At 60.5% G+C, this 23,972-nt stretch carries 20 protein-coding genes; 14 read left to right on the forward strand and 6 right to left on the reverse strand.

Features of this window, described 5'->3' with window-relative positions:
• Positions 1-56: 56 nt before the first annotated feature.
• From DXD24_RS08445 to DXD24_RS08470, 6 genes are all read right to left on the reverse strand, one after another.
• Positions 57-899 (reverse strand): Cof-type HAD-IIB family hydrolase, encoded by an 843-nt coding sequence (locus DXD24_RS08445; protein ID WP_117646539.1) that lies wholly within the window; start codon positions 897-899, stop codon positions 57-59.
• Between the two features lie 87 nt (positions 900-986).
• Entirely contained in the window at positions 987-2,405 is a 1,419-nt protein-coding gene (locus tag DXD24_RS08450) for a citrate synthase (RefSeq protein WP_117646540.1), read from the reverse strand.
• Positions 2,406-2,482: 77 nt separating this feature from the next.
• Positions 2,483-2,770, reverse strand: a complete 288-nt coding sequence (locus DXD24_RS08455) for an ACT domain-containing protein (RefSeq protein WP_006235289.1) — start codon at positions 2,768-2,770, stop codon at positions 2,483-2,485.
• A gap of 396 nt (positions 2,771-3,166) precedes the next feature.
• Positions 3,167-3,874 carry a site-specific integrase gene (locus DXD24_RS08460; protein WP_255413113.1) on the reverse strand — a complete coding sequence of 236 codons (708 nt, stop codon included), beginning with the start codon at positions 3,872-3,874 and terminating at the stop codon, positions 3,167-3,169.
• An 18-nt stretch (positions 3,875-3,892) separates the two neighbouring features.
• Positions 3,893-4,144 carry a helix-turn-helix transcriptional regulator gene (locus tag DXD24_RS08465; protein WP_006235292.1) on the reverse strand — a complete coding sequence of 84 codons (252 nt, stop codon included), beginning with the start codon at positions 4,142-4,144 and terminating at the stop codon, positions 3,893-3,895.
• A gap of 9 nt (positions 4,145-4,153) precedes the next feature.
• Positions 4,154-4,666, reverse strand: coding sequence for a DUF2975 domain-containing protein (locus DXD24_RS08470; protein WP_006235293.1), 513 nt, complete (start codon positions 4,664-4,666; stop codon positions 4,154-4,156).
• A gap of 135 nt (positions 4,667-4,801) precedes the next feature.
• Here DXD24_RS08470 and DXD24_RS08475 point away from each other — a divergent pair, with 135 nt between their 5' ends.
• The 14 genes from DXD24_RS08475 to DXD24_RS08540 all read left to right on the forward strand — a co-directional run bounded on the left by DXD24_RS08475 (position 4,802) and on the right by DXD24_RS08540 (position 23,931).
• On the forward strand, positions 4,802-7,024 hold the full coding sequence (locus DXD24_RS08475) for a hypothetical protein (protein ID WP_117564194.1): 2,223 nt from the start codon (positions 4,802-4,804) through the stop codon (positions 7,022-7,024).
• Positions 7,025-7,029: 5 nt separating this feature from the next.
• Positions 7,030-7,770 carry an ATP-binding cassette domain-containing protein gene (locus DXD24_RS08480; protein ID WP_158548930.1) on the forward strand — a complete coding sequence of 247 codons (741 nt, stop codon included), beginning with the start codon at positions 7,030-7,032 and terminating at the stop codon, positions 7,768-7,770.
• 153 nt (positions 7,771-7,923) lie between these two features.
• On the forward strand, positions 7,924-9,732 hold the full coding sequence (locus DXD24_RS08485; RefSeq protein WP_117564196.1) for an ATP-binding cassette domain-containing protein: 1,809 nt from the start codon (positions 7,924-7,926) through the stop codon (positions 9,730-9,732).
• A 186-nt stretch (positions 9,733-9,918) separates the two neighbouring features.
• The gene (gene rpmE, locus DXD24_RS08490) at positions 9,919-10,344 is read left to right on the forward strand and encodes a 50S ribosomal protein L31 (protein ID WP_006235303.1); all 426 of its coding nucleotides are present in this window, start codon (positions 9,919-9,921) and stop codon (positions 10,342-10,344) included.
• 307 nt (positions 10,345-10,651) lie between these two features.
• On the forward strand, positions 10,652-13,459 hold the full coding sequence (gene secA / locus DXD24_RS08495) for a preprotein translocase subunit SecA (protein WP_117646541.1): 2,808 nt from the start codon (positions 10,652-10,654) through the stop codon (positions 13,457-13,459).
• On the forward strand, positions 13,459-14,607 hold the full coding sequence (gene prfB / locus DXD24_RS08500; protein WP_117646542.1) for a peptide chain release factor 2: 1,149 nt from the start codon (positions 13,459-13,461) through the stop codon (positions 14,605-14,607). The genes secA and prfB overlap by 1 nt, the downstream gene beginning before the upstream one ends.
• Positions 14,608-14,738: 131 nt before the next feature.
• Positions 14,739-15,629 (forward strand): YitT family protein, encoded by an 891-nt coding sequence (locus DXD24_RS08505; RefSeq protein ID WP_117646543.1) that lies wholly within the window; start codon positions 14,739-14,741, stop codon positions 15,627-15,629.
• A gap of 208 nt (positions 15,630-15,837) precedes the next feature.
• A complete protein-coding gene (locus DXD24_RS08510; protein ID WP_117646544.1) occupies positions 15,838-16,668 on the forward strand; it encodes a transketolase in 831 nt (276 codons plus the stop codon).
• A gap of 1 nt (position 16,669) precedes the next feature.
• Entirely contained in the window at positions 16,670-17,611 is a 942-nt protein-coding gene (locus DXD24_RS08515; protein WP_117564201.1) for a transketolase family protein, read from the forward strand.
• A 451-nt stretch (positions 17,612-18,062) separates the two neighbouring features.
• Positions 18,063-19,283, forward strand: a complete 1,221-nt coding sequence (gene ftsE, locus DXD24_RS08520; protein WP_117646545.1) for a cell division ATP-binding protein FtsE — start codon at positions 18,063-18,065, stop codon at positions 19,281-19,283.
• A complete protein-coding gene (ftsX, locus tag DXD24_RS08525) occupies positions 19,270-20,190 on the forward strand; it encodes a permease-like cell division protein FtsX (protein ID WP_099432018.1) in 921 nt (306 codons plus the stop codon). Before ftsE ends, ftsX begins: the two co-directional genes overlap by 14 nt.
• A gap of 135 nt (positions 20,191-20,325) precedes the next feature.
• Positions 20,326-22,461, forward strand: a complete 2,136-nt coding sequence (locus DXD24_RS08530; RefSeq protein ID WP_117564203.1) for a ribonuclease R family protein — start codon at positions 20,326-20,328, stop codon at positions 22,459-22,461.
• 177 nt (positions 22,462-22,638) lie between these two features.
• Positions 22,639-23,244, forward strand: a complete 606-nt coding sequence (locus DXD24_RS08535) for a recombinase family protein (protein WP_117564204.1) — start codon at positions 22,639-22,641, stop codon at positions 23,242-23,244.
• A gap of 105 nt (positions 23,245-23,349) precedes the next feature.
• Positions 23,350-23,931, forward strand: coding sequence for a VanZ family protein (locus DXD24_RS08540; protein WP_117564205.1), 582 nt, complete (start codon positions 23,350-23,352; stop codon positions 23,929-23,931).
• The last annotated feature ends 41 nt before the right edge of the window (positions 23,932-23,972 follow it).

The raw sequence follows: 23,972 nt of genomic DNA on the forward strand, positions 1-23,972 counted from the left end.
GGGAGTAGCCCCGACGGTTGACAAAACTATAGGAACACCCAATGACTGACCAATGACTAGGCGAGGGCGGCCATGATGGTGCGGGCGACGCCGTCGCGGTCGTTGTCGTATTCGGTGATGGCGTCGGCGGCCTCGCGATCTTCGGGCTCGGCGTTGATCATGGCCATGCCATGGCCCGCTGCCTGCAGCATGGGGATGTCGTTGATGTTGTCGCCGAACGCCCAGGCGTCGGCGAGACGCTCGCCCAGATGCTCACACAGCCACGTGAGGGCCGTTCCCTTGGTGGCGCCTTCGCCCATAACCTCGATATTCATGGCGTACGAACGCGTGACCTCAATGCCTCCGAGCGTGTCGAGCGCCGCCGCGATGGCGTCGCGATCGGCCGGGTCGTGCCAGTACATAGCGATGCGTTCGAGCGCCTCGACCTCGTCGATCTTGCTGTCGATATTCATGTCGATCGGCGTTCGTGTGCGCTTGAGCGAAGCCGCGATGTGGGGGTCGCCGCCACAGAACTCATCCAGACGCCCGTATAGCGAGCGGGGGAGGAAGCACTGCCCATCCGCGAAGATATCGAAGGTCACATCGTGGCCGGCGGCAATGCGATGGATGCGGTGGGCAATGCCACGGTCGAGCGGACGGCTCAAGATGCACGTGGCGCGCGAGGCGTCGGTGGGCGTATCCTCGTCGAGCTGCCAGACGCTGGCGCCGTTGGCACAGACCGCGTAATGCACGGCGGGATGGGCGAGAATGGGCTCAAAGATGCCCGACAGTGGACGTCCCGTGCAGGGAACAAACTCGATGCCACGACGTGCGAGCTCGTCGAGCATCGCCCAGGTGGCATCGCTCATTTGCTTATCGCTCGTCAGCAGCGTTCCGTCCATATCGGAAAACACAATCATTTGATGCAGCCCTTTCTACTGGCATAAAAAGCGTGGCCGAGGGCGGTGATGCCCTGGCCACGCTCGAGTTCTATAACGGTCCGCGTCCTAGCGGTCGGCGAGCGGCTTGTACTCCAGCGGCTCGATCATCGGACGATAGGCGGGGCGGATGATACGGTGCGCGCAGAAGAGCTCTTCCATGCGGTGTGCCGACCAGCCGGCCATGCGGGCGACGGCGAATAGCGGCGTAAAGAGCGTTTCGGGCACGCCGAGCATCTTGTAGATAAAGCCCGTGTACAGGTCGATGTTGGCGCAGATGGGCTTGGTCATGCCGTGGTCGCGCATGACCTGGGGTGCCAGGCGCTCGATGCGCTCGATGAGCGCGAACTCTTCGCCCAAGTCCTTCTTGGCTGCCAGCGAGCGCGCGTAACGACGGCAGACCTCGGCGCGCGGGTCGCTGAGCGTATAGACGGCGTGGCCCATGCCGTAGATGAGGCCCGTGCCGTCGAAGGCCTGCTTGTCGAGGATCTTGCCCAGGTAGGCCGCGACTTCGTCCTCGTCCTCCCAGTTGGAGACATGCGCGCGGATGTCCTCGTGCATAGACACGACCTTGGCATTGGCACCACCGTGGCGCGGGCCCTTGAGCGAGCCGATAGCCGCGGCGTAGGCGGAATACGGGTCGGTGGCCGAAGACGACAGCACGCGGCAAGCGAAGGTGGAGTTGTTGCCGCCGCCGTGCTCGGCATGCAGCATGAGCATAACGTCGAGCAGCATCGCCTCATCGCGGGTGAACGCCATGCCGCCGCGCAGGACCTGTAGGATGGTCTCGGCGGTGGAGAGACCGGGCGTAGGGTGCGGCACGTGAACCTCGGAGCCGCGAAGCTTGGCGACCGAGGCCATGTGTGCGAAGGCGGCGATGCGCGGGAGACGTGCGAGCATGGAAATGGCGACGTCGATTTCGTGCTCGGGCGTGATCACGTCTGGTTCGGCATCGAAGGCGTAGAGCAGCAGTACGGCGCGCTGGAGCACGTTCATGATGCTCGACGATACCGTGGTCATAGGGAACTCTTTAACGTACTCGTCGCTCAGATGTCTAAAGGCGCCCAGGCGCTCGCAAAAGCCGTCGAGCTCTTCCTTGTTGGGCAGCGAACCCGTGATAAGCAGATAGGCGACTTCCTCGTAGCCATAGCGATTCTCGGCCTGGGCATTGTTGACCAGATCCTCGATGCTGTAGCCGCGAAGCGTGAGCTTGCCCTGATCGGGCACGACCTTTCCGTCGACCTTGTTGTAGCCGTGCACATCCGAGATACGAGTGAGACCCGCGACCACGCCCGAGCCGTCGGCATTGCGCAGGCCGCGCTTGACATTGTGCTCGACAAACAGGCCCTCGTCATAAGGGACGGTCGGCAGGCCGTGGTAGAGGTTTTCGCTCTCAGACGAAATCTGGCGGCTCGCCTCGTAATCCAGAACCAGGCGGCTCAGGTGATCGTCGAAGCGGTAGTAGATTTTCTTGGCGTCGTAGGCCATGTGCGCTCCTCTCCGGTCCGCTTTGGGGCGGCGCGCTTGGACGATATGACGTCAAGCTGCCCCGAGCGGCTTGTTCGCTACAGGCGGTACATAAAGTTAAAGACGTCCTCGCGCTGGATGGACACGTTGACGCCCGAAAGCTCGCCGGCCTCGGCCAGGGCCTTCTGCAGCTCGGCGAAATCGAGCTTGGACTCAGCGGTGTCGGCCAGCATGGTCATGGTGAAGATGTCCTCGATAATGGACTGCGTAATGTCGCGGATGTCGACGTTGGCCTCGCCCAGGACACGGGTGACGCCGGCGACGATGCCGGGGCGGTTCTTGCCAAGGACGGTGATGACGATACGGGAGGACGAGATCTCGGCCATGGGAAACCCTTTCGCGTGGTCGCGGCGCGCGCGGGGCGCTCCGCTACGGTACAGTGTTCATCATTGTACCTGTCTGGCGCAAAAAAGGCGCGCTCGCTGCGGCGTTACATGCCTGCAACATGAGCGTAAGGGGTTAGGCCGCACGGGGAAGAGCCGTCTGGCGCGTGTCCGGCTCGTGTTGGGTTGATTTCCGATCTCAGCCGAACACATTGAGCGGACAGGCCGTTCCCGCAGTCAGCCGAACGCCTCCGACGGCTGATTCCGAACTGGAAGCGGAGGGCATCCCCGCCCTTCGGTAGGGGATACCGCTCCGCGGCGCATGCCGCGGGCGGCGCCCCTATCGGACCACCGTGACCTCAGTTGGGATGGGCCCAGCACTGCCGCGTACTCGGTGAGCTAGAGCCAACTGTTCGTCTTCACGTCGCGTATGGCGATATTTCGGTCGTCCGGCTCGGTGATGCCGTAGCCGAACGCCTGGAGCGTCTCGATGGACTCCTGGATCCTCTGTTGGAACATGGGACCCGGATCGACCCTCGGCCCGAGGTGCCCGCGCCAAAGGCACGGCGTGGCGCGCAGCATGTTATGGATTTTGGAGATGGGCTCGATGTCGGCGTAGACGTTGAGCGTCGCCATGGCGTCCTTGTGGCCGAGGATCGATTGGAGCGCCTTGATATCGCCGCCTTGGCGGATCCACTGCGTTGCGAACGTGTGGCGAAGGCCGTGGAACGTGATCAGCTCGTCGTTGGTGCCCATGAGGCCGTTGGTCTCCGAGAACGTCTTGAACGCCCTGCGGATATAGCTTGTCGTCGCGAAGGTCGCGCCCGGCTCCGACAGGATGTAGCAGTCCCCGATCTCGACCGCTCCGGTAAGGCCGCGCAAGCGCAGCTTTCCGCAGTCGATCTCGTGGGTCTCCTTCAGGATGGGGAGTAGGCCGACCGGGTCGATGGGGATGCCCCTGGCGTCATGGGTCTTGGTGTCCTTGATGAACGAACCCATTCCCTTCGCGTACGCCACCGAGTGTCTGATCGAGATCAGGCCCGTCTCGAAATCCACATCGCACCACCGAAGGCCGCAGACCTCGCCGATTCGCATCCCCGTGTGCAGGGCGAGTACGACCGCCCTCTAATCCTCGGCGGACCAATCGAGTCCGAACTCCTTTCGGGCATCCTCTTCGCTCATGACTTCGAGAAGGTCTCCGGGTTGGCAACGAAGGGCGAGGCATAGCTGCTCGAGTGTGTTGAAGCGAATGCCGCGAATATGCCCTTTTTTAATACGGGACAGGTTCACGGGCGTGGTTCCAATCCTTTCGGCAAGTTCGTTCGAGGAAATCTTTCGCTCGGCCATGATCTTGTCGAGGCGAACAATTACGGGCATGGCGTTTCCTTACGCAATCTCGTCGGAGTCGAGGTACAGCTCTCGGGCGTACAAGAAGAGCTGGGAAAGCATGAACAGGACGATGCCGAGAACCAGAGAGGTCCAATCGAATGATGAAGCGATCTCTTGGGCGCCGACGGCCCCCTCGCCGCCAAACATCGAAACGGAGGTTTTGAGTGAGCCGGCGTAGAGGCTGGTGGCAGCTTGAACAACGAAGAGAATGCCGAGCACCTTCAAGCATGTCGCAGACCCTTTCTTGAAGGGGTCTCCGCTCTTGATCGTCCACACGAGAACGGCGCTGAGGATGGTCGTAGCGATACCGATGACGGCAGGGACCAATGTCGAGATCGCAAGGGCTGGATACGCGGGGGAGTCTGCAATTACAGGGTTGTCGAGCACTTCGATTGCTGGCTTTAAGGAGAACGCCACTTGTGCGATGGCGGTGGCGCAAAGGGTCGCAGAGGCTATCGCACATGCGATGCGGAAGGAATGAAGCCGGGGAGTGCGATTGTCGGAACTCATAATAACCTCCGAAGAATTTAAAAAACTCAGGTTACTTTTTAACAGTTTATGTTAAATTGACTTTGCCGGCAAGTAATAAGGGCCGAGCATTTTGTTCGGCCCCTCTATTCCGACTGGATGAGGTTAAGGTTGGCGATGAATATGCTCAAAATCTCGAAGGCAATCTTTAGGTCGCTCCTCTCCTCCAGGTCACTCTGTGTTGCCGTTGTTGCGTTGATGGTTCTTTGTGCTCTGCCCGTCTTCAGGAGCGCGGCTGGCATCGACGGACGGGTCGAATACCTCGAGTCGGGAATAACCCGTGTTGAGCAGGAATTGTCAGCATCCTATGCGGATGCGCTTGTGAATGCGGGGGAGGACGGTGTCTACACCTCTTCATCAAGCATGCCCGCGCTTCTGTACCCTCTTGCCGCGGGACGTCTTATCTTGGCACCGCTCTCTCCCCTACTTCCGTTTCTGCAGATATCGGATGGAGAGTACACCTATTATGACGGATCGAAGGAGTACTTGCTATGGGTCGCAACGGCCGTTGCCGTCTCGTTCCTTGCCGCGCGTCTTAACAAACGTGAAAAGCTCATCATCCAGGCGCCGATGGGCGAGCTGGGTAGACTTGTTGCATCGAGCGTATGGGCGAGTGTTTTTGCAATGCTTGCCGTCCTCGCCATCAATCTTCCAGGGATAATCGCCGCGCTTGTGAAGAATGGCCCGGGCTCGCCGTTCTATCCGATAGGCTACATTCAATATGCGACTCCGGTTATCAAACCGGCTTGGCTGGTGTTCGCGCAGACGGCCATCTTGCAATTCTTGGTGGCAGCGTTCATCTCGCTTGTCGTTCACCTTGCCGTGAAGATTGCCAATAACCCTACGCTTGGAATCGTGTTCGTATGTGCCCTGATGGGGGTGACGATGGTTCCCGGGTATTACGGAAGATCCATCGCTTTACGTGAGTTCGCCCTGTTGAATCCCCTTACGTATGCGAACACTGAGTTGACCGTCGGCGCCTATAGCCCGTACCCGACAACGCAGATAGTGAATCTGCCTGGACTTTGCTTCGAGCGTGGCGCGATTGCCCTCGTATGCGCAATCGGGATCGAGGTGCTGGCAATTAGCCTGCTTTGCGTTGCTGGAAAGAGCGGCTGCGCGTGCCCGATATCCCCGATTTGTCTTGAGAGAGGTTCCTTCACTGCATCGAGAACGGCAACTCGTTCGAGCGCTTGTGCCTCCGCCGTTGCATACGTAAGAACGATGGGGAAACTGCTCCTGCGTTCTCCTACCCTCGCCGTATGCGCGATTGCAATGTCGACGACGATGCTGGCCCCGGCTCTGGTCGAGATGTTTCCTGACGCTGATAACGTTTCCGCTGTTCGGTATAGGGATGGGGAGCTCCGTTCAATAGATCGGTATTTAGAGCAGAACGCTGCGAATATGGACGTCGAGGGCAAAGCGGCCCTGGAAGACATGCGGGATGCTCTTTCGGGTTTCGTGTACGCGCCTATGCCTGCGGAGGGGTTTCGAAGCCTTGCGACGTACGAGCGCGCTCGAGGTGAGCTGGGCGCGGCAGATGCGACTCTCCTGCAATCGATCGGAATCGAGCCGGAGACTCCTTCTCGTGCGGAGGCGCGCGCCCTTCTGCTTGAGTCGATCGCGAGCTTGCCGGACCCCAAGGTTTACGAGTTAAGTACGAAGATGCCCCCATTAATCCTCCTTTCGTATCTCCAGGCAGCGCTTCCCTCCTTATTTTTGCTGTTGCCCGTGGTTGTCACATCGCTCGCGTGCACCCACCTGCAGTGTCGTTCCCTTCTGGTTCTCCAGATCCCCGCAACAGCGCATGTGCGTTTTCTGACGGCTGTTGCGCTGGCTCTCCTGCTTGGCTTGGTGCTGCTTTTGGTGTCGATGGTTCCCGCTGTCGTTGTGTCCGTGATTAAGAACGGTGCGGGTGGATCGGAGTATCCCGTCGCTCTCATTCGGGCGGGAGCTTCGACAACGTCCATGGTGGGGGAGGCGGTGTTGTGCAGTATTCCGTTGCTGGTCATGGCATACGGCGTGATTTCCGTCGTCGCTGCGTTGACAGCAGCGATTAGCCGCAACCCCGTTGTCACCGGAATGGTTTGCGCGGTTCTCTTGGTGTTGGGTTCGTTGAGCGCTCATGTTGAAAGCGTGGGCATGGGCGTCGCGCTGCTGGCTCCATTCGCCTCGTTTGATCCCGCTTCCCAGGTGGGGACGATTGGGTTCCTTGGGCGAGGGACGAACGCGATGCCTTTTGGAGAGGTCGTCGGCGCATCGGGCGCTCTGCTGGTGGTCTTGGGCGCCGTATCTCCGTTGATGGTGCGCCTGAGTGTTCCAAAGATCGAAAGGGGATGATCTCGATGATTGACCTTCAAACGCTGACGATCTCTTATGGAAAGAAGGTGCTCGTAGATTCGGTGAACGCTGAGTTTGCCCCGGGTACGGTCTACGGTCTCGTCGCTCCGAACGGGCATGGAAAGACGACGTTGCTGCGTGCGATGGCAGGTTTGCCGGGTCCTCGCGTGGACGGGAGCATCGTTCTGGATGAGGTGCAGGGTACGGGTGCGAGAGAGGTCCGTTCTATGATCTTCTATGCACCTGGTGAGGGGACGCTGCTGTATCCCGGATTGCGTGCGGAAGATCACCTCAAGATGGTTTGCGATATGTGGCCGCATGCTCGCGATATCGAAGAGATAGTGGAACAAACGCAGATAGGCGAGTTCGCGAAGATGAGGACCCGCACTCTGAGCCAGGGCATGAAGCAGCAGCTTACCCTGGCGATTGCGTATGCGACGGGCGCGCGGTACCTTCTATTAGATGAGCCCATGAACGCGCTCGACCCCAGCAGGGTGGACTTGCATTCCGAGATTCTCAGGAAGCTGGCCGATTCTGGTACGTGCATCATCATGTCATCCCACATCTTGGATTCGGTCGATAGGCTGTGCGATGAGATTCTGTTTTTGAAGGATGGGAGGCTCATTAGAAGCATTCCGCAAGATGATGCTGCGCCGAAGTCTCCTGGATCCCATTTCGCAAAGCCTGCCGGACGCGCCGAGGGTGCGCTAAGCACGTATCGGCGACTCTACGAAAAGGGCGGGTAGAAATGCAAGTTAAAAATCTATGTGGTCAATATGATGCCGTTGAACCCGCGTATCGATACCGCTCAGCCATTCGCCTCGCCCCCGTCGCACGTATCTTCATCCGGTCTGTTACTTTTAATCTAACGATTCTTTGAGGAACGTAGGTGCTTCTGAATGTACTGTCGACTTCTTCTCAAACTGATCCTAAGAGACAAGGCCGCATGGATTTGTACGCTCGTTCTCGCTGCAGCCTTTTCCGTCCCCATTGCGTTCAATTCACCCATCTACGGGCCCTTCTTTATGAAGCAGGGCATGCAGGGCTTTGTCGACGCATTCAATACGCGCGCGCCCCAGGCCAGCGGCACAGACCTATCGCCAGAGCAGCAAGCTGACGCGGAGCTTGCAAGATACGCGAACGCCGCCCTTGCCGCTCAAACCGACGCCGCCTTTCTCGATTCTGCCGAGAGCTACTACGCGCTCATGGGCGAAGGCTTCCAATCCGGGTCCATCGTGGGAGACCGAGAGACCAATGACGCAGCGCTCGCATATTGCCGTGCCCTGAGCAGCTCCGGCATCACGGATATCCCGGCCTCCGCAAACGACCTGCCATTCCTTTCCTTCCTGCCTTACGCCATTGCCACGGCGCCGTCTTTCCTTCCCTTCATCCCCTTCCTTCTCTCGTCGATACTCGTGCTCGGCGCCACAAGGCCCGGGACCCTGGCGGCAAAGGCGCCCGCGCCCAAATTCCGGCGCCTTATCCAGATCGTGTTTTCGATAATCGCCGCGGGGACCGCGATGCTCCTCGCCGGCCTCGCACCCGGGGGCATTTACGCCTTGGCCCTAAACGGCTTCGGGCAAATTGGGTACCCGATCGCCTTCTTCCATGACGGCGCGCTTACCACCACGACTGCGGGAAACGTCTTCACAGCCCTGCTTATCGCGCTTCTTGCGGGCGGAACCTTAATATCCGTTTGTTCCGTCGTCCTATCGACCGCAACGAGGCGCGTCCTCGCGGGCCCCCTTACCTCCGCGCTGCTTGTCGCGGCCCCGGTATTCCCGTTACTGTCCGATTCGGCACTGGAGCATAACGCCGCGCTCAATCTCCTGCCGCTGGCCGTATTCTCGCCTATCGAGGCAACGGGTTACGTAGGATGCTTCCCAACAGAATTCATTGGCTCCGGTTCAAGCGGTGCATCGATGCTTGCCGTGGCCCTGATATACGTCGCGGTCTTTTTTGCGGTCGGCGCCGTTGCGACACGTTCGCCCAAACAGTCTGGACCCGCGAAAAAGCGCCATGGGCTCGAGCTTCTGGACGTGAGCGTGGGATACGGAAGCACGACGATACTTTCAATCGGATCGCTTTTCTTGAGCCCGGGAACGGCGGCGGGCCTCATTGCTCCCAACGGCTCGGGGAAAACCACCTTTCTTGAAGCGCTGTCGGGCCAATTTCCCATCCGTATCCACTCGGGAAGCCTGGTGGCAGACGGAATCAGCCAACGTCAATCAGCCGAATTTGCAGAACTCGTCTACCTGAGCTCTTCAGGCGGCACGGATCTTTACCCCACGCTATCAGCCCTCGAGCACCTTGCTTTCGTTAGGGAGGCGTGGAAATCGGCCACCGACATCGACTCGCTCTGCAGCTCCCTCGGAATCTCCTCATATCTCGACAAGCCGACCCGTAAACTCTCGACAGGAATGAAGCAGCAGGTAAAGCTTGCCATGGCGATATCGACCGATTGCCCGTACCTTATCCTCGATGAACCGCTGAACGGCCTCGATCCGGGAAAGCGGAAAACCTCCTGCGACGCGATGCGCAGCGAGGTGGCGCGGGGACGAAGCGTGCTCATTTCAAGCCATCTGCTCGACGACCTGGCAGACCTCACCGACTCGTTCTACTTCATCGAGGCCGGCACGCTCGTGGAAAAGATCAAGTCGTCCTCGCAGACGCTCAAGCAGGAATATCTCGATACATACGAGAGATGAATGTGGGGGAGTGTTCGGATGAAGTTGATATTTAAGGTCCAGCTCGTGTTGTGCCGAAAAGACCGTGAACCTTTTGTGGGACACGCGGCGCCGTGGTACCATAGCCGAGTTTGTTGTCTTGGTCGGAAACCAAGACGCCTTATGCGCTGATCGGTAACCAGCGCCTGACCAATAAGGAGTCCTACCATGAAGCAGGGTATCCATCCCCAGTATGTCGAGTGCACGGTGACGTGCTCCTGCGGCAACACCTTCAAGACGCACGCTACCGTGTCCGAGATGAAGGTTGAGCTTTGCAACGAGTGCCACCCGTTCTACACCGGCCAGCAGAAGTTCGTCGACACCGGTGGACGCGTCCAGCGCTTCGCCGACAAGTTCGGTGGCGCCGCTGCCGCCCAGCTCAAGAAGGCTGAGGAGGCCAAGGCTGCCAAGGCCGCCAAGGCTGCTGAGGCCGAGGCCGCTCGCAAGGCCGCCGCTGAGGCTAAGGCTGCCGAGAAGGCTAAGCGTGCTGCTAAGTTCGCCGAGGAGGCTGCCAAGCAGGCCGCCGAGGCTCCCGCAGAGGCTCCCGTCGAGGAGGCCGCTGCCGAGGCCGAGACCACCGAGGCTGCTGAGTAAATAGCTCGCCGCGGAATCGCTCGCATTCATGGCATAAGGGCCGTGCATCCATTTGGGTGCGCGGCCCTTTTCTTTTTATTGGTGCAAGCTAACCTGTCCCCGTGGCACCAAATGGCAGAGAGACGGCGTTTGCTCAGATAAAACTTGCCAAAATAAACCTGTCCCATTGTGGCAGGTTGGTCATAGTTATTACGTGGCGGTCGAGGTCGACCGTATAGGCCGTGCCTTGTTTGGCTAAAGTACAATCATCTGTGTTTAACTCGCCCGCAGCTGCACGGCGTGGGCGATGGCCAAAAAGGAAAACCACATGGGATTCATGTCAAAGCTGCTGTCCTTTGGATCCGATAAGGACCTTAAGCGCTACTACAAGATCGTCGACCAGATCAACGGTCTTGAGCCCCAGTTTGAGAAGATGACCGAGGAGGAACTCCGCGGCCAGACCGATAAGTTCCGCGAGCGTTACGCCAACGGCGAGTCGCTCGACGACATGCTCCCCGAGGCTTTTGCCACCGTGCGCGAGGCTTCCAAGCGCATCACGGGCATGCGTCACTTTGACGTACAGCTCATCGGCGCCATGGCGCTGCACGAGGGGCATATCGCCGAGATGAAGACCGGCGAAGGCAAGACGCTCGTCTCCACGCTGGCCGGCTACCTCAACGCTATTGCCGGCAAGGGCGTGCACGTCGTTACTGTCAATGATTACCTTGCCAAGCGCGACTCCGAGTGGATGGGCCGCATCTACAAGTACCTGGGCATGACCGTCGGTCTGCTCCAGAACAACATGCCGCTCGAGCTCAAGCGTCCGGCCTACCAGGCAGACGTCACCTACGGCACCAACTCCGAGTTCGGTTTCGACTACCTGCGCGACAACATGGTCACCCGCCCCGAGCAGCGCGTACAGCGCGGCCACAGCTACGCCATCGTCGACGAGGTCGACTCCATCCTGATCGACGAGGCACGTACCCCTCTCATCATCTCGGGCGCCGGCACCAAGTCCGCCAGCACCTACAAGGACTTCGCGCGTGCCGTGCGCGGCCTTGAGCGCGGCGAGGATGTCTCGCACGACATGCTCACCGCCACCGAGGACGTCGAGCCCACGGGCGACTACGTCATGGACGAGGCCAAGCACACTATCGCCGCCACCGAGCGCGGCCTTAAGAAGATTGAGCGCCGCCTGGGTATCGATGACATCTATGCCGATCTCTCCGGTCAGCTGGTCAACCACCTGCAGCAGGCGCTGAAGGCCCAGTACATGTTCCACCGCGACAAGCAGTACGTGGTCACCAACGGCGAGGTCAAGATCGTCGACGAGTTCACCGGCCGCATCATGGAAGGCCGCCGCTACTCCGAGGGCCTGCATCAGGCCATCGAGGCCAAAGAGGGCGTGCTCGTGCGCGAGGAGAACCAGACGCTGGCCACCATCACCTTGCAGAACTACTTCCGTCTGTATGACAAGCTCTCCGGCATGACCGGTACGGCACTCACCGAGGACGCCGAGTTCCGCGAGATTTACAAGCTGCCCGTCGAGGTCATCCCCTCCAACAAGCCCGTGCAGCGTGTTGACCACGAGGACCTGGTCTACCGCACCATCCAGGCCAAGTACAACGCCGTCGCCGACGACGTCGAGCGACGTCACGCCAAGGGCCAGCCGGTCCTGGTGGGCACCGTCTCCATCGAAAGCTCCGAGAAACTGTCGGCCGCCCTTACCAAGCGCGGCATCGCGCACGAGGTCCTCAACGCCAAGCACCACGAGCGCGAGGCTCATATCGTTGCTCAGGCCGGACGCTACGGCGCCGTGACCATCGCTACTAACATGGCCGGTCGTGGTACCGACATCCTGCTGGGCGGCAACCCCGACGAGCTGGTGCGCGAGCGCCTTGAGTACGAGGGCCTGACCATGGAGGACGTGACACCCGAGCAGCTCGAGCAGTTTAACGCCGAGGCCAAGGAGACCTGCAAGGCCGAGCGCGAGCGCGTGCTTGCCGCCGGCGGTCTGACCGTCATCGGCACCGAGCGCCATGAGTCCCGTCGTATCGACAACCAGCTGCGCGGCCGCTCCGGTCGTCAGGGCGATCCGGGCGAGACTCAGTTCTACCTGTCGCTCGAGGACGACCTCATGCGCCTGTTCGGCGGCGACAAGATGGACCGTGTCTCCAAGATGATGGTCACCGCCGACATGGGCGACGACATGCCCATCCAGCACAAGATCATCTCCAAGGCCGTCGAGAACGCCCAGCACAAGGTCGAGAGCATCAACTTCTCCATGCGCAAGAGCGTCCTTGAGTACGACGACGTCATGAACAAGCAGCGCCAGGTCATCTACGCTGAGCGCAATAAGATTCTGGACGGCAAGGACCTGACCGACCACATCACCGAGGTCATGCACGACACCGTGTACCGCTGCGTTCAGGAGTTCTGCACCAAGGACAGTCACGATGGCGAGCGCGACCTGGAGGGCCTGCGCAAGTGGGTTGTGGAGCTCACCGGCCACATCGATACGCCGAAGTTCCCCGACGAGGATTATGAGGCTCTGGCTGCCGATGTCCTGGCTTACGTAGAGAAGTGCTACAACATGAAGGCCGAGCGCTTGGGCGAGGACCTGATGCGCGAGCTCAACACCCAGGTCATGCTGCGCGTCATCGATACCCGCTGGATGAACTACCTGCAGGAGATGGACTATCTCAAGACCGGCATCGGCCTGCGCGGCTTTGGCCAGCGCGACCCGCTGGTCGAGTACAAGACCGAGGCCTACGGCGCGTTCCAGATCCTCGTCGACACCATGTACGAGGATTACCTGCGCACGGTTCTGCGCATCGAGATCAAGGCTGCCCCGCGTGCCGTGGAGCACAAGGAGGAGCCCGCGCTCGAGGGTGCGCACTTCTCCGGTCCTGCCGAGGTCGATGGTGACAACGGCGACTCGGTGCTGCGCAAGCAGGCGCAGGTGCAGGCCCGCACGGCTGTCCAGGGTGGTCCGGCTGCCGTCAACAACGGTGGCAAGGTGACCACCTATCGCAAGTCCGAGAGCGACGATCCGTACGTCAACGTGGGCCGCAACGACCCGTGCCCCTGCGGTAGCGGCAAGAAGTTTAAGTACTGCCACGGCAGGAATCGTTAATGGCTGAGGCTTTAGAGGTAACGCCCGCCGAGCTGGACGCGTTTGCGGACCGGCTCGGCGAGGTCGAGTCGTATCTCCACTTGGACGAAAAGCGCACGCGCGTGACCGAGCTCGAGGCCAAAAGCGTGGCCCCCGGCTTTTGGGATGACGCTGACGCCGCCCGTGCCACCATGGAGGAAATCGCGCGCACCAAGGAAGATATCGCTGCCGTGGACAACGCGCGCGGCGAGCTTTCCGATGCCCGCGCCGCGCTGGAGCTTGCCGAGGAGATGGGGGATGACCCCGATGCCGCCGCCCTTCGCGAGGAGGCTACAGCCACGGCTGAGCGCCTGGCCCGTGCCATCGATGAGCTTGAGCTTTCGAGCTGGTTTACCGGTGAGTTCGATCACGGCGATGCCATTGTGACCATCAAGCCCGGACAGGGTGGTCTGGAGGCCCAGGACTGGACCTTCATGCTATTTAAGATGTACATGAAGTACTGCCAGCGTCGCGGCTGGAAGGTCACGATTAACGACTGCCCCGCCGCTGAGGTCATCGGCATCGACCGCGCGACCTTTACCGTCGAGGGCAAGGACGCATTTGGCATGCTGCGCGCCGAGGCCGGCGTCCACCGCTTGGTTCGCATTAGCCCCACCGACGACAAGAAGCGCCGCCAGACCACGTTTGCCGGCGTCGAGGTCATCCCCGTGCTACCCGATGATATCGATATCGAGATCAGCCCCGATGACATCCGCGTGGACGTGTACCACGCGAGCGGCCCGGGCGGACAGGGCGTCAACACCACCGACTCCGCCGTACGCGTGACGCATTTTCCCAGCGGCATCGTTGTCACTTGCCAAAACGAGCGCAGCCAGATTCAAAACAAGGCCGCGTGCATGCAGATTCTCAAGGCCCGTCTGTACGAGATCGAGCTCGAGAAGCGCGCCGAGGCGCTCGACGAGATTCGTGGACCCAAGACCACGATCGGTTTTGGTAACCAGATTCGCAGCTACGTGCTCTACCCGTATCAGATGGTCAAGGACCTGCGCTCGGGTGTGGAGACTAGCAATGTCGAGGCCGTTCTTGACGATGGCGATCTGGATCCGTTTGTAATTGGCTATCACCGTTGGGCTACCGGCAACGCCGGTGCGGAAGGCTCGGACGCCTAGGCACATGGTTGGCTCCGGGTCGATGCAAACACTTCGCAGGGGGTGGTATTTGCTCGGTGAATCGGTAGAATCGAATACAGTAAGAAGTTCAAAGCGCACTCGTTTGGGTGCGCTTTTTTGAGGGAGGCAGCATGGCATATCGTCTGGACATCAAGCGCATTCTTTCGCTGAACTTCTTTCATGACTTGCCCAAGATCATGTTTGGCTGCGCCCTGGCAGCTATCGCGACGGATCTGTTTTTGATTCCCAACGGTCTTGCTGCCGGCGGCGTTACGGGTCTCGCCACGATTATCCAGGCGGTCGGCGCCTCGCATGGCATCTCGCTGCCTGTCGGTATTCAAACCATCGTGATGAATGCCTTGCTGCTGCTGGTCGTTATGCGCGAGGGGGGCATGTTCTACGTGGTCCAGACGGCGACGGGCTTTGTGCTGCTGGGCTTCTTCACCGACCTGTTCGCTCCGTTTGTGGCGCCGCTGGCACATGCCGACCTGATGCTGCCCGCTATGTGGGGCGGCATTATCACGGGCATTGGCTACGGCATGGTGCTACGCGCCGGTGCCAACACTGGCGGCTCTGACACCATCGGTCAGATTATCTCGCGCAATACGTCACTACCGGTGGGCTCCACCGTCATGGCGATCGACGTTGCCGTGTGCGCGCTGTCGGCCCCGGTCTTCTCGGTCGAAAACGCGCTGTATGCGGGCCTTTCGATGGTCATTAGCGGCTACGTGATCGATGCCGTGGTCGACGGCGGCAACAGGCGCCGTATGGTACTCATCATCTCGGACAAGTTCCCTGATATCGCTGCCGATATTATGTATGGCCTGGGTCGCGGCTGCACCAAGTTTAAGGCGACCGGCATGTACTCGGGCGCCGAGAAGCCGGTGATCATGGTCATTGTGAGCCGCCGCGAGCTCAACACCCTCAAAACGATCGTGCGCGAGCGCGATCCTCACGCCATTGTGACGGTCGCCGACGTTACGGAAGCTTTCGGTGAGGGATTCAAGGACATTAACGCGTAGGGCCGACTGCGTTCCATCCAAAAGACGTTCACATTGATAAACCGTTTCATCTGCGGGACTGCCTGCTAAATTGCTCAAATAATGATAAAAAGTCTGGTAAAGCCATCAGTTTCCAGCATAATGAATGACGTACGTGCATCGCGGCTGTGTTGGGACTACCTTTCCGTGCCGTGCGCATCTTGTCTTAAGAGGATGAAAGGAAGGCACAATGAGCGACGAAGAGCTCAAAAAGGTTGCCAACGAGGTAAGGAAGGGCATCGTCACCGGCGTGCACGCTGCCAAGTCCGGCCATCCGGGCGGTTCGCTCGGCGCTGCCGACATCATGACCTATCTGTACTTTGAGGAAATGAACGTCGACCCGGCCGACCCCCGCAAGGCCGACCGCGATCGCTTCGTGCTTTCCAAGGGTCATTGCGCGCCTGGTCTGTACGCCGTGCTCGCCGAGCGCGGATTCTTCCCCAAGGAGGATCTCGAGACGCTGCGCCACATCGGCAGCCACCTGCAAGGTCACCCCAACATGAACGACACCCCGGGCGTCGATATGTCCACCGGTTCGCTCGGCCAGGGCATCTCCGCCGCCGTGGGCATGGCCGTTGCCGCCAAGCACTGGGGCGACGGCTATCGCACCTACGCCCTGCTGGGCGACGGCGAGAGCGAGGAGGGCCAGGTTTGGGAGGCTGCCATGTTTGCCGGCAACCAGCAGCTTGACAACCTCTGCGTGATCGTCGACCACAATGGCCTGCAGATCGACGGCCCCGTCGAGGAGGTCAACGACCCCATGCCGCTCGCCGACAAGTTCCGCGCCTTCAAGTTCCACGTGGTTGAGCTCACCGACGGCAACGACTTCGACCAGATCCGCGCCGCCTTTGCCGAGGCTCGCGCCACCAAGGGGCAGCCGACCGCCATTATCGCCGAGACCACAAAGGGCAAGGGCGTGTCCTTTATGGAGAACCAGGTTGGTTGGCACGGCAAGGCCCCCAACGATGAACAGTTTGAGCAGGCCATGGCAGAGCTCACGGCCGCCGGAGAGGAGCTCTAGGATGGCAGACGTCAAGAAAATCGCCACGCGTGTAAGCTACGGCGAGGCCCTCGTCGAGCTCGCCAACGAGCACGATGACTTTGTGGTCCTCGACGCCGACCTGGCCGCCGCCACGCAGACCGGTAAGTTTAAGGCCGCTTGCCCCGACCGCTTCTTCGACGTGGGTATCGCCGAGAGCAACCTGATGGGCGTCGCCGCCGGTATCGCGACCACTGGTCGTGTTGCCTTCGCGAGTACCTTTGCCATGTTCGCTGCCGGTCGCGCCTTTGAGCAGGTCCGCAACTCCATCGGCTACCCGCACCTCAACGTTAAGATCGGTGCCACGCACGCCGGCATCTCGGTGGGCGAGGACGGCGCCACGCACCAGTGCTGCGAGGATATCGCCCTCATGCGCGTCATCCCCGGCATGACCGTAATTGTTCCCGCCGACGACGTGGAGGCCCGCGCCGTGACGCGCGCCGCCTACGAGTGCGACGGTCCGGTGTACATGCGCTTCGCCCGTTTGGCCTCGCCGGTTATCAACGACCCCGAGACCTACAAGTTCGAGTTGGGTAAGGGCATTGTCATGCGCGAGGGCGCCGATGCGACCATCATCGCCTGCGGCCTGATGGTCGGCGAGGCTCTCGAGGCCGCCGAGCAGCTCGCTGCCGAGGGCATCGACGCCGAGGTCATCAACATGCACACCATCAAGCCCATCGATGCCGACCTGATCGTCAAGAGCGCCACCAAGACCGGCCACGTCGTGACCGTCGAGGAGCACTCTGTGATCGGTGGCCTGGGCAGCGCCGTTGCCGACGTCCTGTGTGAGCAGTGCCCGACGCCGCTCAAGAAGATTGGCGTCAACGACACCTTCGGCGAGTCCGGCCCGGGTGCCGAGCTCCTGCACAAGTACGGCCTGGACGCCGCCAACATCGTGGCGACCACCAAGGAGTTCTTGGCATAAGGCAAGACGAGGCAAAGTATCGTCTCAACAACCACATCCAAGCCAGAACAGGGGCATCCCCAAAGAGGGCGCCCCTGTTTTTGTTGAATTTAAATTAGAGTCCTGCCAAGCAAAGTTCCCATGGGGAAACGGGCCCATCCCAACAAAGTGCAATTCAGACCCTTCCAACTTTGTATGCGCAGCATCTCAAGTTGGTGCGTCGGCCCCATAGTAGCCGCAGACCGGGCGCAGGGTTACCTCCCAAATCTTTCCGCAGCGCAGGCCGGCGTTTGTCCGCAGCTCCGCAGGAGCAGGACAAATGCCGGCCATGCGCGAGGACGATTTGGGAGGTAACCCTGCGCCCGGCCGGTGGGATCCCAAAGCCCGCCATGCTTCTTATGTGCAGCAAAGCTAATGCTGCTAAAATACTAAGCGCTCATGTAGTTTAAACGCACGACGATAAGGAGCACCAGTGGGTAACCACTTCCGTACCTCCGGTGCGGGCGATGATGCCCCCAAGACGCAGACGGGCGTCCAGGGCAGTCGTTTCGCCACTCCGGATTCAGAGGGCCAGCCTGTTGCTCAGGCCCCCGCTCAGCCGGCAGATCAGGCACAGCCGGCATCCGATCCCTTTGCCTACAATCCCACCAGCGATGTCGCGCTTTCCGGCACGGCGGGTTTTGAGCCCGTTCAGGCCGTGACCGCTCGCGTGGAGCAGCCTCAGGCTGGCGCCGCCACGCCGCAGCCTACCATGGCCGGCATTCCCGACCCCATGGCCCCTGCGACGCCGGTTCCTCAGCCTGCGCAGTCCGGTCTCTTTGCCGCTATTCCCGATCCCACGCAGCCTGCTGCCTCGGTGGTCGAGAGCGATCAGGCCGCCGAGGTCGCAAGCCTCGATAACGCGCTCAACAACCCCGATTTTACGTCGGTGTTTGCGCCCATCGATCCGCAAGCCAACCGCAAGAAGATGGCCAAGCAGGCCGGTGTCGAGCCCGTCATCCTTATGGAGCATGTCACCAAGATCTATCCGGCACAGCCCAACAAGCCTGCACTCGACGACATCAACATCGAGATCTATCCGGGCGAGTTCGTCTTCCTGGTCGGTCATTCCGGCTCGGGTAAGACCACGCTGCTGTCGACGCTCAACCGCGACGTCAAGCCGACGAGCGGCCGCATCTTGGTTGCCGGTCAGGACCTCATGAAGATCAAGAACCGCAAGGTTCCGTTCCTGCGCCGCCAGATTGGCGCCGTGTTCCAGGACTTTAAGCTTCTGCCGCAAAAGACCGCCTACGAAAACGTGGCGTTTGCCCTGCAGTGCATCGGCAAGCCCAAGGGCGTCATTCGCAGCCAGGTGCCGGAGGTGCTGCGTCTGGTCGGTCTGGCCGATCAGATGGACTCGCTGCCCGACCAGCTTTCCGGTGGCGAGCAGCAGCGCGTCGCCGTCGCCCGCGCTATGGTCAACCGTCCGCCGCTGCTGATCTGCGACGAGCCCACGGGTAACCTCGACCCGGCGATCTCGCTGGGCATCATGAAGCTGCTCGAGCGTATTAACCGCACCGGCACCACCGTGATCGTCGCCACGCACGACCGCGAGATGGTCGATAGCATGCACCGTCGCGTGATCGCCCTCGAGGGCGGCCACGTTATCCGCGACCAGGAGAGGGGAGGTTACGGCAACTATGGCACCAACTAACGTGGGCTACTCCTTCAAAGAGGCAATCAGTCACTTCTTCCGTAACTGGACTACCTCGCTCGGCGCCGTCATCACGATCTTCCTTTCGCTGTTTATCATCGGCCTGTTCATCATGGGCTCCGCGATGCTGAACTCCGTGATCGGCACCGTCGAGGATCAGGTCGTCATCAACGCCTTTATTAGCGATGACGCCGACCAGGCAGATGTTCAGGCCTTTGAGGCTGAGCTCAAGACGTGGAGCAACGTCAAGTCCGTGACGTACAAGGACAAGGACGACGCGCTGGCCGAGTATACGAGCAAGATGTCGGGCAACGCCGACGCCACCATGAGCGCGCTCGATGGCCAGAACCCGCTGCCGGCTTCGTTTGCAATTGAGATGGACGATCCGTCCAAGGTCGAGAGCACGGCCCAGAAGCTCAAGAAGAACGCCGACTTCCAGAAGATCGCGGATGACGGCGACGTCAACGCGAGCGTGCTGTACGGCCAAGAGGAAGTGAGCCGCCTGTTCCAGGTGACCAACTACATCCGCATCGCCGCCGTGGTGCTCGTTGGCCTTTTGACCTTTATCGCATTCATCTTCATCAACAACACGATTCGCCTGTCCATCACGGCGCGTCGTCGTGAGATTGCGATTATGCGTCTGGTCGGCGCCAGCAACGGCTTCATTCGCGGCCCGTTTATCACCGAGGGCGTACTGCAGGCCATTTTGGGCTCGCTGCTTTCCATCGGCGTTCTGGAGCTGCTGCGCAATCTGATGATTCCGCGTTTGCAGGAGAGCATCGGCTGGATGTCGTTTGCCCTGCCGATGCAGTACTACCTGGTGACCTATGCTGCGCTGATTCTGGTCGGTGTGATTATCGGTCTCTTTGGTTCTGCCATAGCCATGCGCCGCTACCTGCGCGTGTAGGCATGCCTGGAATTCATCCCTTCCAACGGGTCGTCTCTTATGGGGCGGCCCGTTTTTTGATCTCTAGGGGACGGCAGGAAAGCGAATCATTTGGGTAGACTCTTTGGAGTTCGTCATCGATAGCAAGGAGGCGCCATGGGGCGCAATAACAAGCATAAGCGCGGTGCTCGCAATAAGCGTGGGCCGGTGCGCAGCGAACGCCGTCTGAGCCTGACCGGGCGCGTGCAGCTCCATGAGCATGGCGCCTATGTCATAACCGAGAGCGGCGACTACAAGGTTATGGGCCGCGGTAAGCGCGAGATCATGGATGGCGATACCGTTGCCGTGAGCATTAAGAACAGCCCGCACGGTGAGCGGCGCGCCGTGATCGAAGGCGTGGTTGAGCGCGCAGCCATAAGCGTGGTGGGTACGTACCAGACCGCTGGTCCGCTCGGTGTGATCGAGCCGCTCGATTCGCGCCTGAAGGCCGACTTCTTCATTCTGTCCGAGGATGCCTCGGCGGATCGTCTGGGCGTCCACCCGGGTGATGCCGTTGTCGCGCGCATTTTGACCTACCCGACGCGCCTGGAATCGGGCACCGTGACGATCGAACGCCGCATTGGCGGAGATGACGCGCCCGATTTGGGCGTTCAATACGTGATGGCGCGTTACGGCTATACCGATAGCTATCCCGAGGCCGCGCTGGACGAGGCCGAGGGGCTTTCGCTCGATGTGTCCGCGGCGCTTAAGGACCCGCTCCGCCGCGATCTGCGCGACCGCTTTGTCATCACGATCGACCCGGTCGACGCGCGCGACTTTGACGATGCCATTTCGCTTGAGCGCACGCCCGAGGGTGGCTACAAGCTGGGTGTGCATATCGCTGACGTTTCTCACTATGTGGCTTGGGACGGGCATATCGATCTTGAGGCTCGCCATCGTACGACATCGGTGTATCTGGCCGATCGCGTGCTTCCCATGCTGCCCGAACGCCTGTCCTGTGACCTATGCTCGCTTCGCCCTGACGAGGACCGTCTTGCGTTTACCGTTGACATTGAGCTCGATGCGCAGGGTCGCGTGCGGCATTACGATCCTTACCCCAGCGTGATTCGCTCGCGTGTGCGTATGGACTATGACGGCGCCGAGGCGCTGCTGGTGCGTGCCGGCGCGGTTGAGTATTCGGTGCTGGAAGGCGCCGCTGAGGATGTTGCGGCTGCTGAGGCCTCGCGCGAGGAGGCGCTTGAGCGCGGTCTTGCGTGCGAGGAAACTGCTCGCGGCTATAACGTCGACCTCGGCGATTTCCTTGTCGCCGCCAACGAACTCGCCGAACTTCGCCGTCGTATTCGTCGTGCCCGCGGCTCAGTCGATTTTGACACGGCCGAGATTCGCGCTCTATTGGATGAGGACGGAGTACCCGTGCAGATTGTGGCGCGCGAGCGTTCGTGTGCCACGTCGCTTATCGAGGAAGCCATGCTACTCGCCAACGAGTGCGTTGCAGAGTGGCTGGCAGACCGTGATATCGAGGCCTGCTATCGCGTGCATGAGGATCCGAGCCCCGATAGCCTGCACGGTGCCGCCGTTGCGCTGGCGCAGCTAGGCATCATCGACGATCGCCGTGCTGCCGGTATCGCCCTGGGGAGTCCCGATGAGCTACAGGCTGCAGTTGATGCTGCCGCCGGTACGGCCAACGCACCGCTCGTCAACACGCTGCTTCTGCGCAGCATGCAGCGCGCACTGTACAAGCCGCGCAACGAGGGCCACTTTGCGCTCGCCGCGCCGTGCTACTGTCACTTTACGAGTCCCATCCGTCGCTACCCCGATCTGGTGGTGCACCGCGTGCTCAAACTGCAGTTGGCCTATGAGCAGCTCGGCGGCAAGGACGCCCTGGTCCGTACGCCGCGGCTGATCGGCAAGGGGCGCGAGTCGCTGCCGCGCATTCTGCCGCAGATCTGCCGCGCATGCAGCGATGCCGAGCGCGCGGCAGATGCCGCTAGCCATGCGACGCAAAAGATCAAGATTGCCCAGTACTATGAGGATCGCCTGGGCGAGCGCTATGCCGGAACGGTCTCATGGGTCAGCAGTATGGGCCTGTTCGTACGCTTGGACCTGACACAGGTCGAAGGCTTGGTTTCGATCAAGAGCCTGGGCAACGAGTGGTTCGAGTTTGACGAGGACGCGCTCACGCTCACAGGTGTCGACACGGGGACCCGCTATGAACTGGGGCAGCGTGTGATCATCGAGGTCTCACGCGTCAATACCACGCGCGGGCACTTGGACTTTAAGCTTATCCATTAGCCAAATTCCGACTCATGGTGTGGGGGCGGAGAGCGGCCTTTCGGGACCGCCCTTCGCATTTGAATCGTGGCTATCTTGCCGTCTGCTCGGCCGCCTGCTTGCCTGCTATTGGAGAGGTAAAACCTACCAAAATAAACCTGTCCCTTTTTGGCAGGTTTACAAGAAAGCGGGGATGAGATGGCGACGGTGTATGGTTATGCGCGGGTGAGTTCGCGCGATCAGAATCTTAATCGGCAGCTGGATGCGCTGGGCGCCTATGGCGTGGGCTCGGCGAATATTTATGCCGACCATGCGAGCGGCAAGGACTTCGATCGACCGCGTTATCGCGAGCTGCTGCACGTCCTGGGAGACGGGGACGTGCTAGTGGTGCTTTCTATCGACCGACTTGGTCGTAATTACTCCGAGATTCTTGAGGAATGGCGACGCATTACCAAGGAGCTCGGGGTTGCCATTGTGGTGTTGGACATGCCATTGCTTGACACGCGCGCCAGGGCCAGCGGCACGCCGGATGTGACCAACATCCTGATTGCCGATATTGTGCTGCAACTGCTGAGCTACGTGGCGCAGGTGGAGCGCGAGAATATCCATCGGCGCCAGGCGGAGGGAATTGCAGCGGCGCGGGCGCGAGGGGTTCGTTTCGGTCGACCTCGCAAGCCGTGCCCTCCTCAGTTTGAGCTGGTGCGCGATAGCTATGAGGCAGGCGATATTACCCGCAGCCAGGCAGCAAAGTGCCTGGGCGTGTGCGTGGGGACGTTCGATCGCTGGATGCGCGAGGCGGGGTAGGAGTTTGCGTCGCTTTGTTGCTTCCTGTTGCGATTCAAATTTTGATACGGTGACGATGCCATTTTGGACTACACTCGCTGATATTCAAAAAACGGAGGTTGGCCTTTGGCACGCGTAAAACAAATAATCGGATGGACCGCGATCGCTCTGTTCGTCGCAACGCTGGCGGGCATCTGGGTGCTGACGGAGCAAAACGCGGTGCAGACGTCGTTGCTGAGCGAGTCCACCGCGCGTGTGGTGGAGGGTCAGGCTACGGGCGTACAGGCTGCCGATGCCACGGGTGAAGCTCAGACCGAGAACGGGATGACCGGGGGCACCGATTCGGCTGCTTCGAATGTCCGGTCTGGCCGACTTGCTTCCATTCGCATGTGGGTGGGCGCGAACGTCCGTCGCGTTGCCCATACCGTAGAGTTTTTCTTCGTCGGATTGTTCGCCTCGGTGGTCGTGGTTTGCTTTTCCAGGCGTCCGTGGAGCGTATGCTCCCGTTGCGTGCCCGTGTTGCTCTTTTGCGCCGTCTGCTCCGTTGGCGATCAGGTACATAAGATCTTTGTTCCCGGCAGGCATTTCGACGTTATCGATTTAGGATTCGATGCTGCGGGCTATGTTACCGCGATGCTGTTGGTATTGCTGGCAGCGGCGTTGGTGCGCTATGCGACTCGGCCGATCGGCGCCCATGCGAGGCGCTAGCCGGTAACAAACCCGTTTCTGATCATGCGACCTTGTTGAAT

This window comes from Collinsella sp. TF12-2AT (assembly GCF_003436735.1).
Taxonomy (GTDB): Bacteria; Actinomycetota; Coriobacteriia; order Coriobacteriales; family Coriobacteriaceae; genus Collinsella.

Coding starts and splice junctions, on each gene's coding strand:
- DXD24_RS08445 (WP_117646539.1), bottom strand. CDS start 899: ATGATTGTGTTTTCCGATATGGACGGAACGCTGCTGACGAGCGATAAG.
- DXD24_RS08450 (WP_117646540.1), bottom strand. CDS start 2,405: ATGGCCTACGACGCCAAGAAAATCTACTACCGCTTCGACGATCACCTG.
- DXD24_RS08455 (WP_006235289.1), bottom strand. CDS start 2,770: ATGGCCGAGATCTCGTCCTCCCGTATCGTCATCACCGTCCTTGGCAAG.
- DXD24_RS08465 (WP_006235292.1), bottom strand. CDS start 4,144: ATGCCCGTAATTGTTCGCCTCGACAAGATCATGGCCGAGCGAAAGATT.
- DXD24_RS08470 (WP_006235293.1), bottom strand. CDS start 4,666: ATGAGTTCCGACAATCGCACTCCCCGGCTTCATTCCTTCCGCATCGCA.
- DXD24_RS08475 (WP_117564194.1), top strand. CDS start 4,802: ATGAATATGCTCAAAATCTCGAAGGCAATCTTTAGGTCGCTCCTCTCC.
- DXD24_RS08480 (WP_158548930.1), top strand. CDS start 7,030: ATGATTGACCTTCAAACGCTGACGATCTCTTATGGAAAGAAGGTGCTC.
- DXD24_RS08485 (WP_117564196.1), top strand. CDS start 7,924: ATGTACTGTCGACTTCTTCTCAAACTGATCCTAAGAGACAAGGCCGCA.
- rpmE (WP_006235303.1), top strand. CDS start 9,919: ATGAAGCAGGGTATCCATCCCCAGTATGTCGAGTGCACGGTGACGTGC.
- secA (WP_117646541.1), top strand. CDS start 10,652: ATGGGATTCATGTCAAAGCTGCTGTCCTTTGGATCCGATAAGGACCTT.
- prfB (WP_117646542.1), top strand. CDS start 13,459: ATGGCTGAGGCTTTAGAGGTAACGCCCGCCGAGCTGGACGCGTTTGCG.
- DXD24_RS08505 (WP_117646543.1), top strand. CDS start 14,739: ATGGCATATCGTCTGGACATCAAGCGCATTCTTTCGCTGAACTTCTTT.
- DXD24_RS08510 (WP_117646544.1), top strand. CDS start 15,838: ATGAGCGACGAAGAGCTCAAAAAGGTTGCCAACGAGGTAAGGAAGGGC.
- DXD24_RS08515 (WP_117564201.1), top strand. CDS start 16,670: ATGGCAGACGTCAAGAAAATCGCCACGCGTGTAAGCTACGGCGAGGCC.
- ftsX (WP_099432018.1), top strand. CDS start 19,270: ATGGCACCAACTAACGTGGGCTACTCCTTCAAAGAGGCAATCAGTCAC.
- DXD24_RS08530 (WP_117564203.1), top strand. CDS start 20,326: ATGGGGCGCAATAACAAGCATAAGCGCGGTGCTCGCAATAAGCGTGGG.
- DXD24_RS08535 (WP_117564204.1), top strand. CDS start 22,639: ATGGCGACGGTGTATGGTTATGCGCGGGTGAGTTCGCGCGATCAGAAT.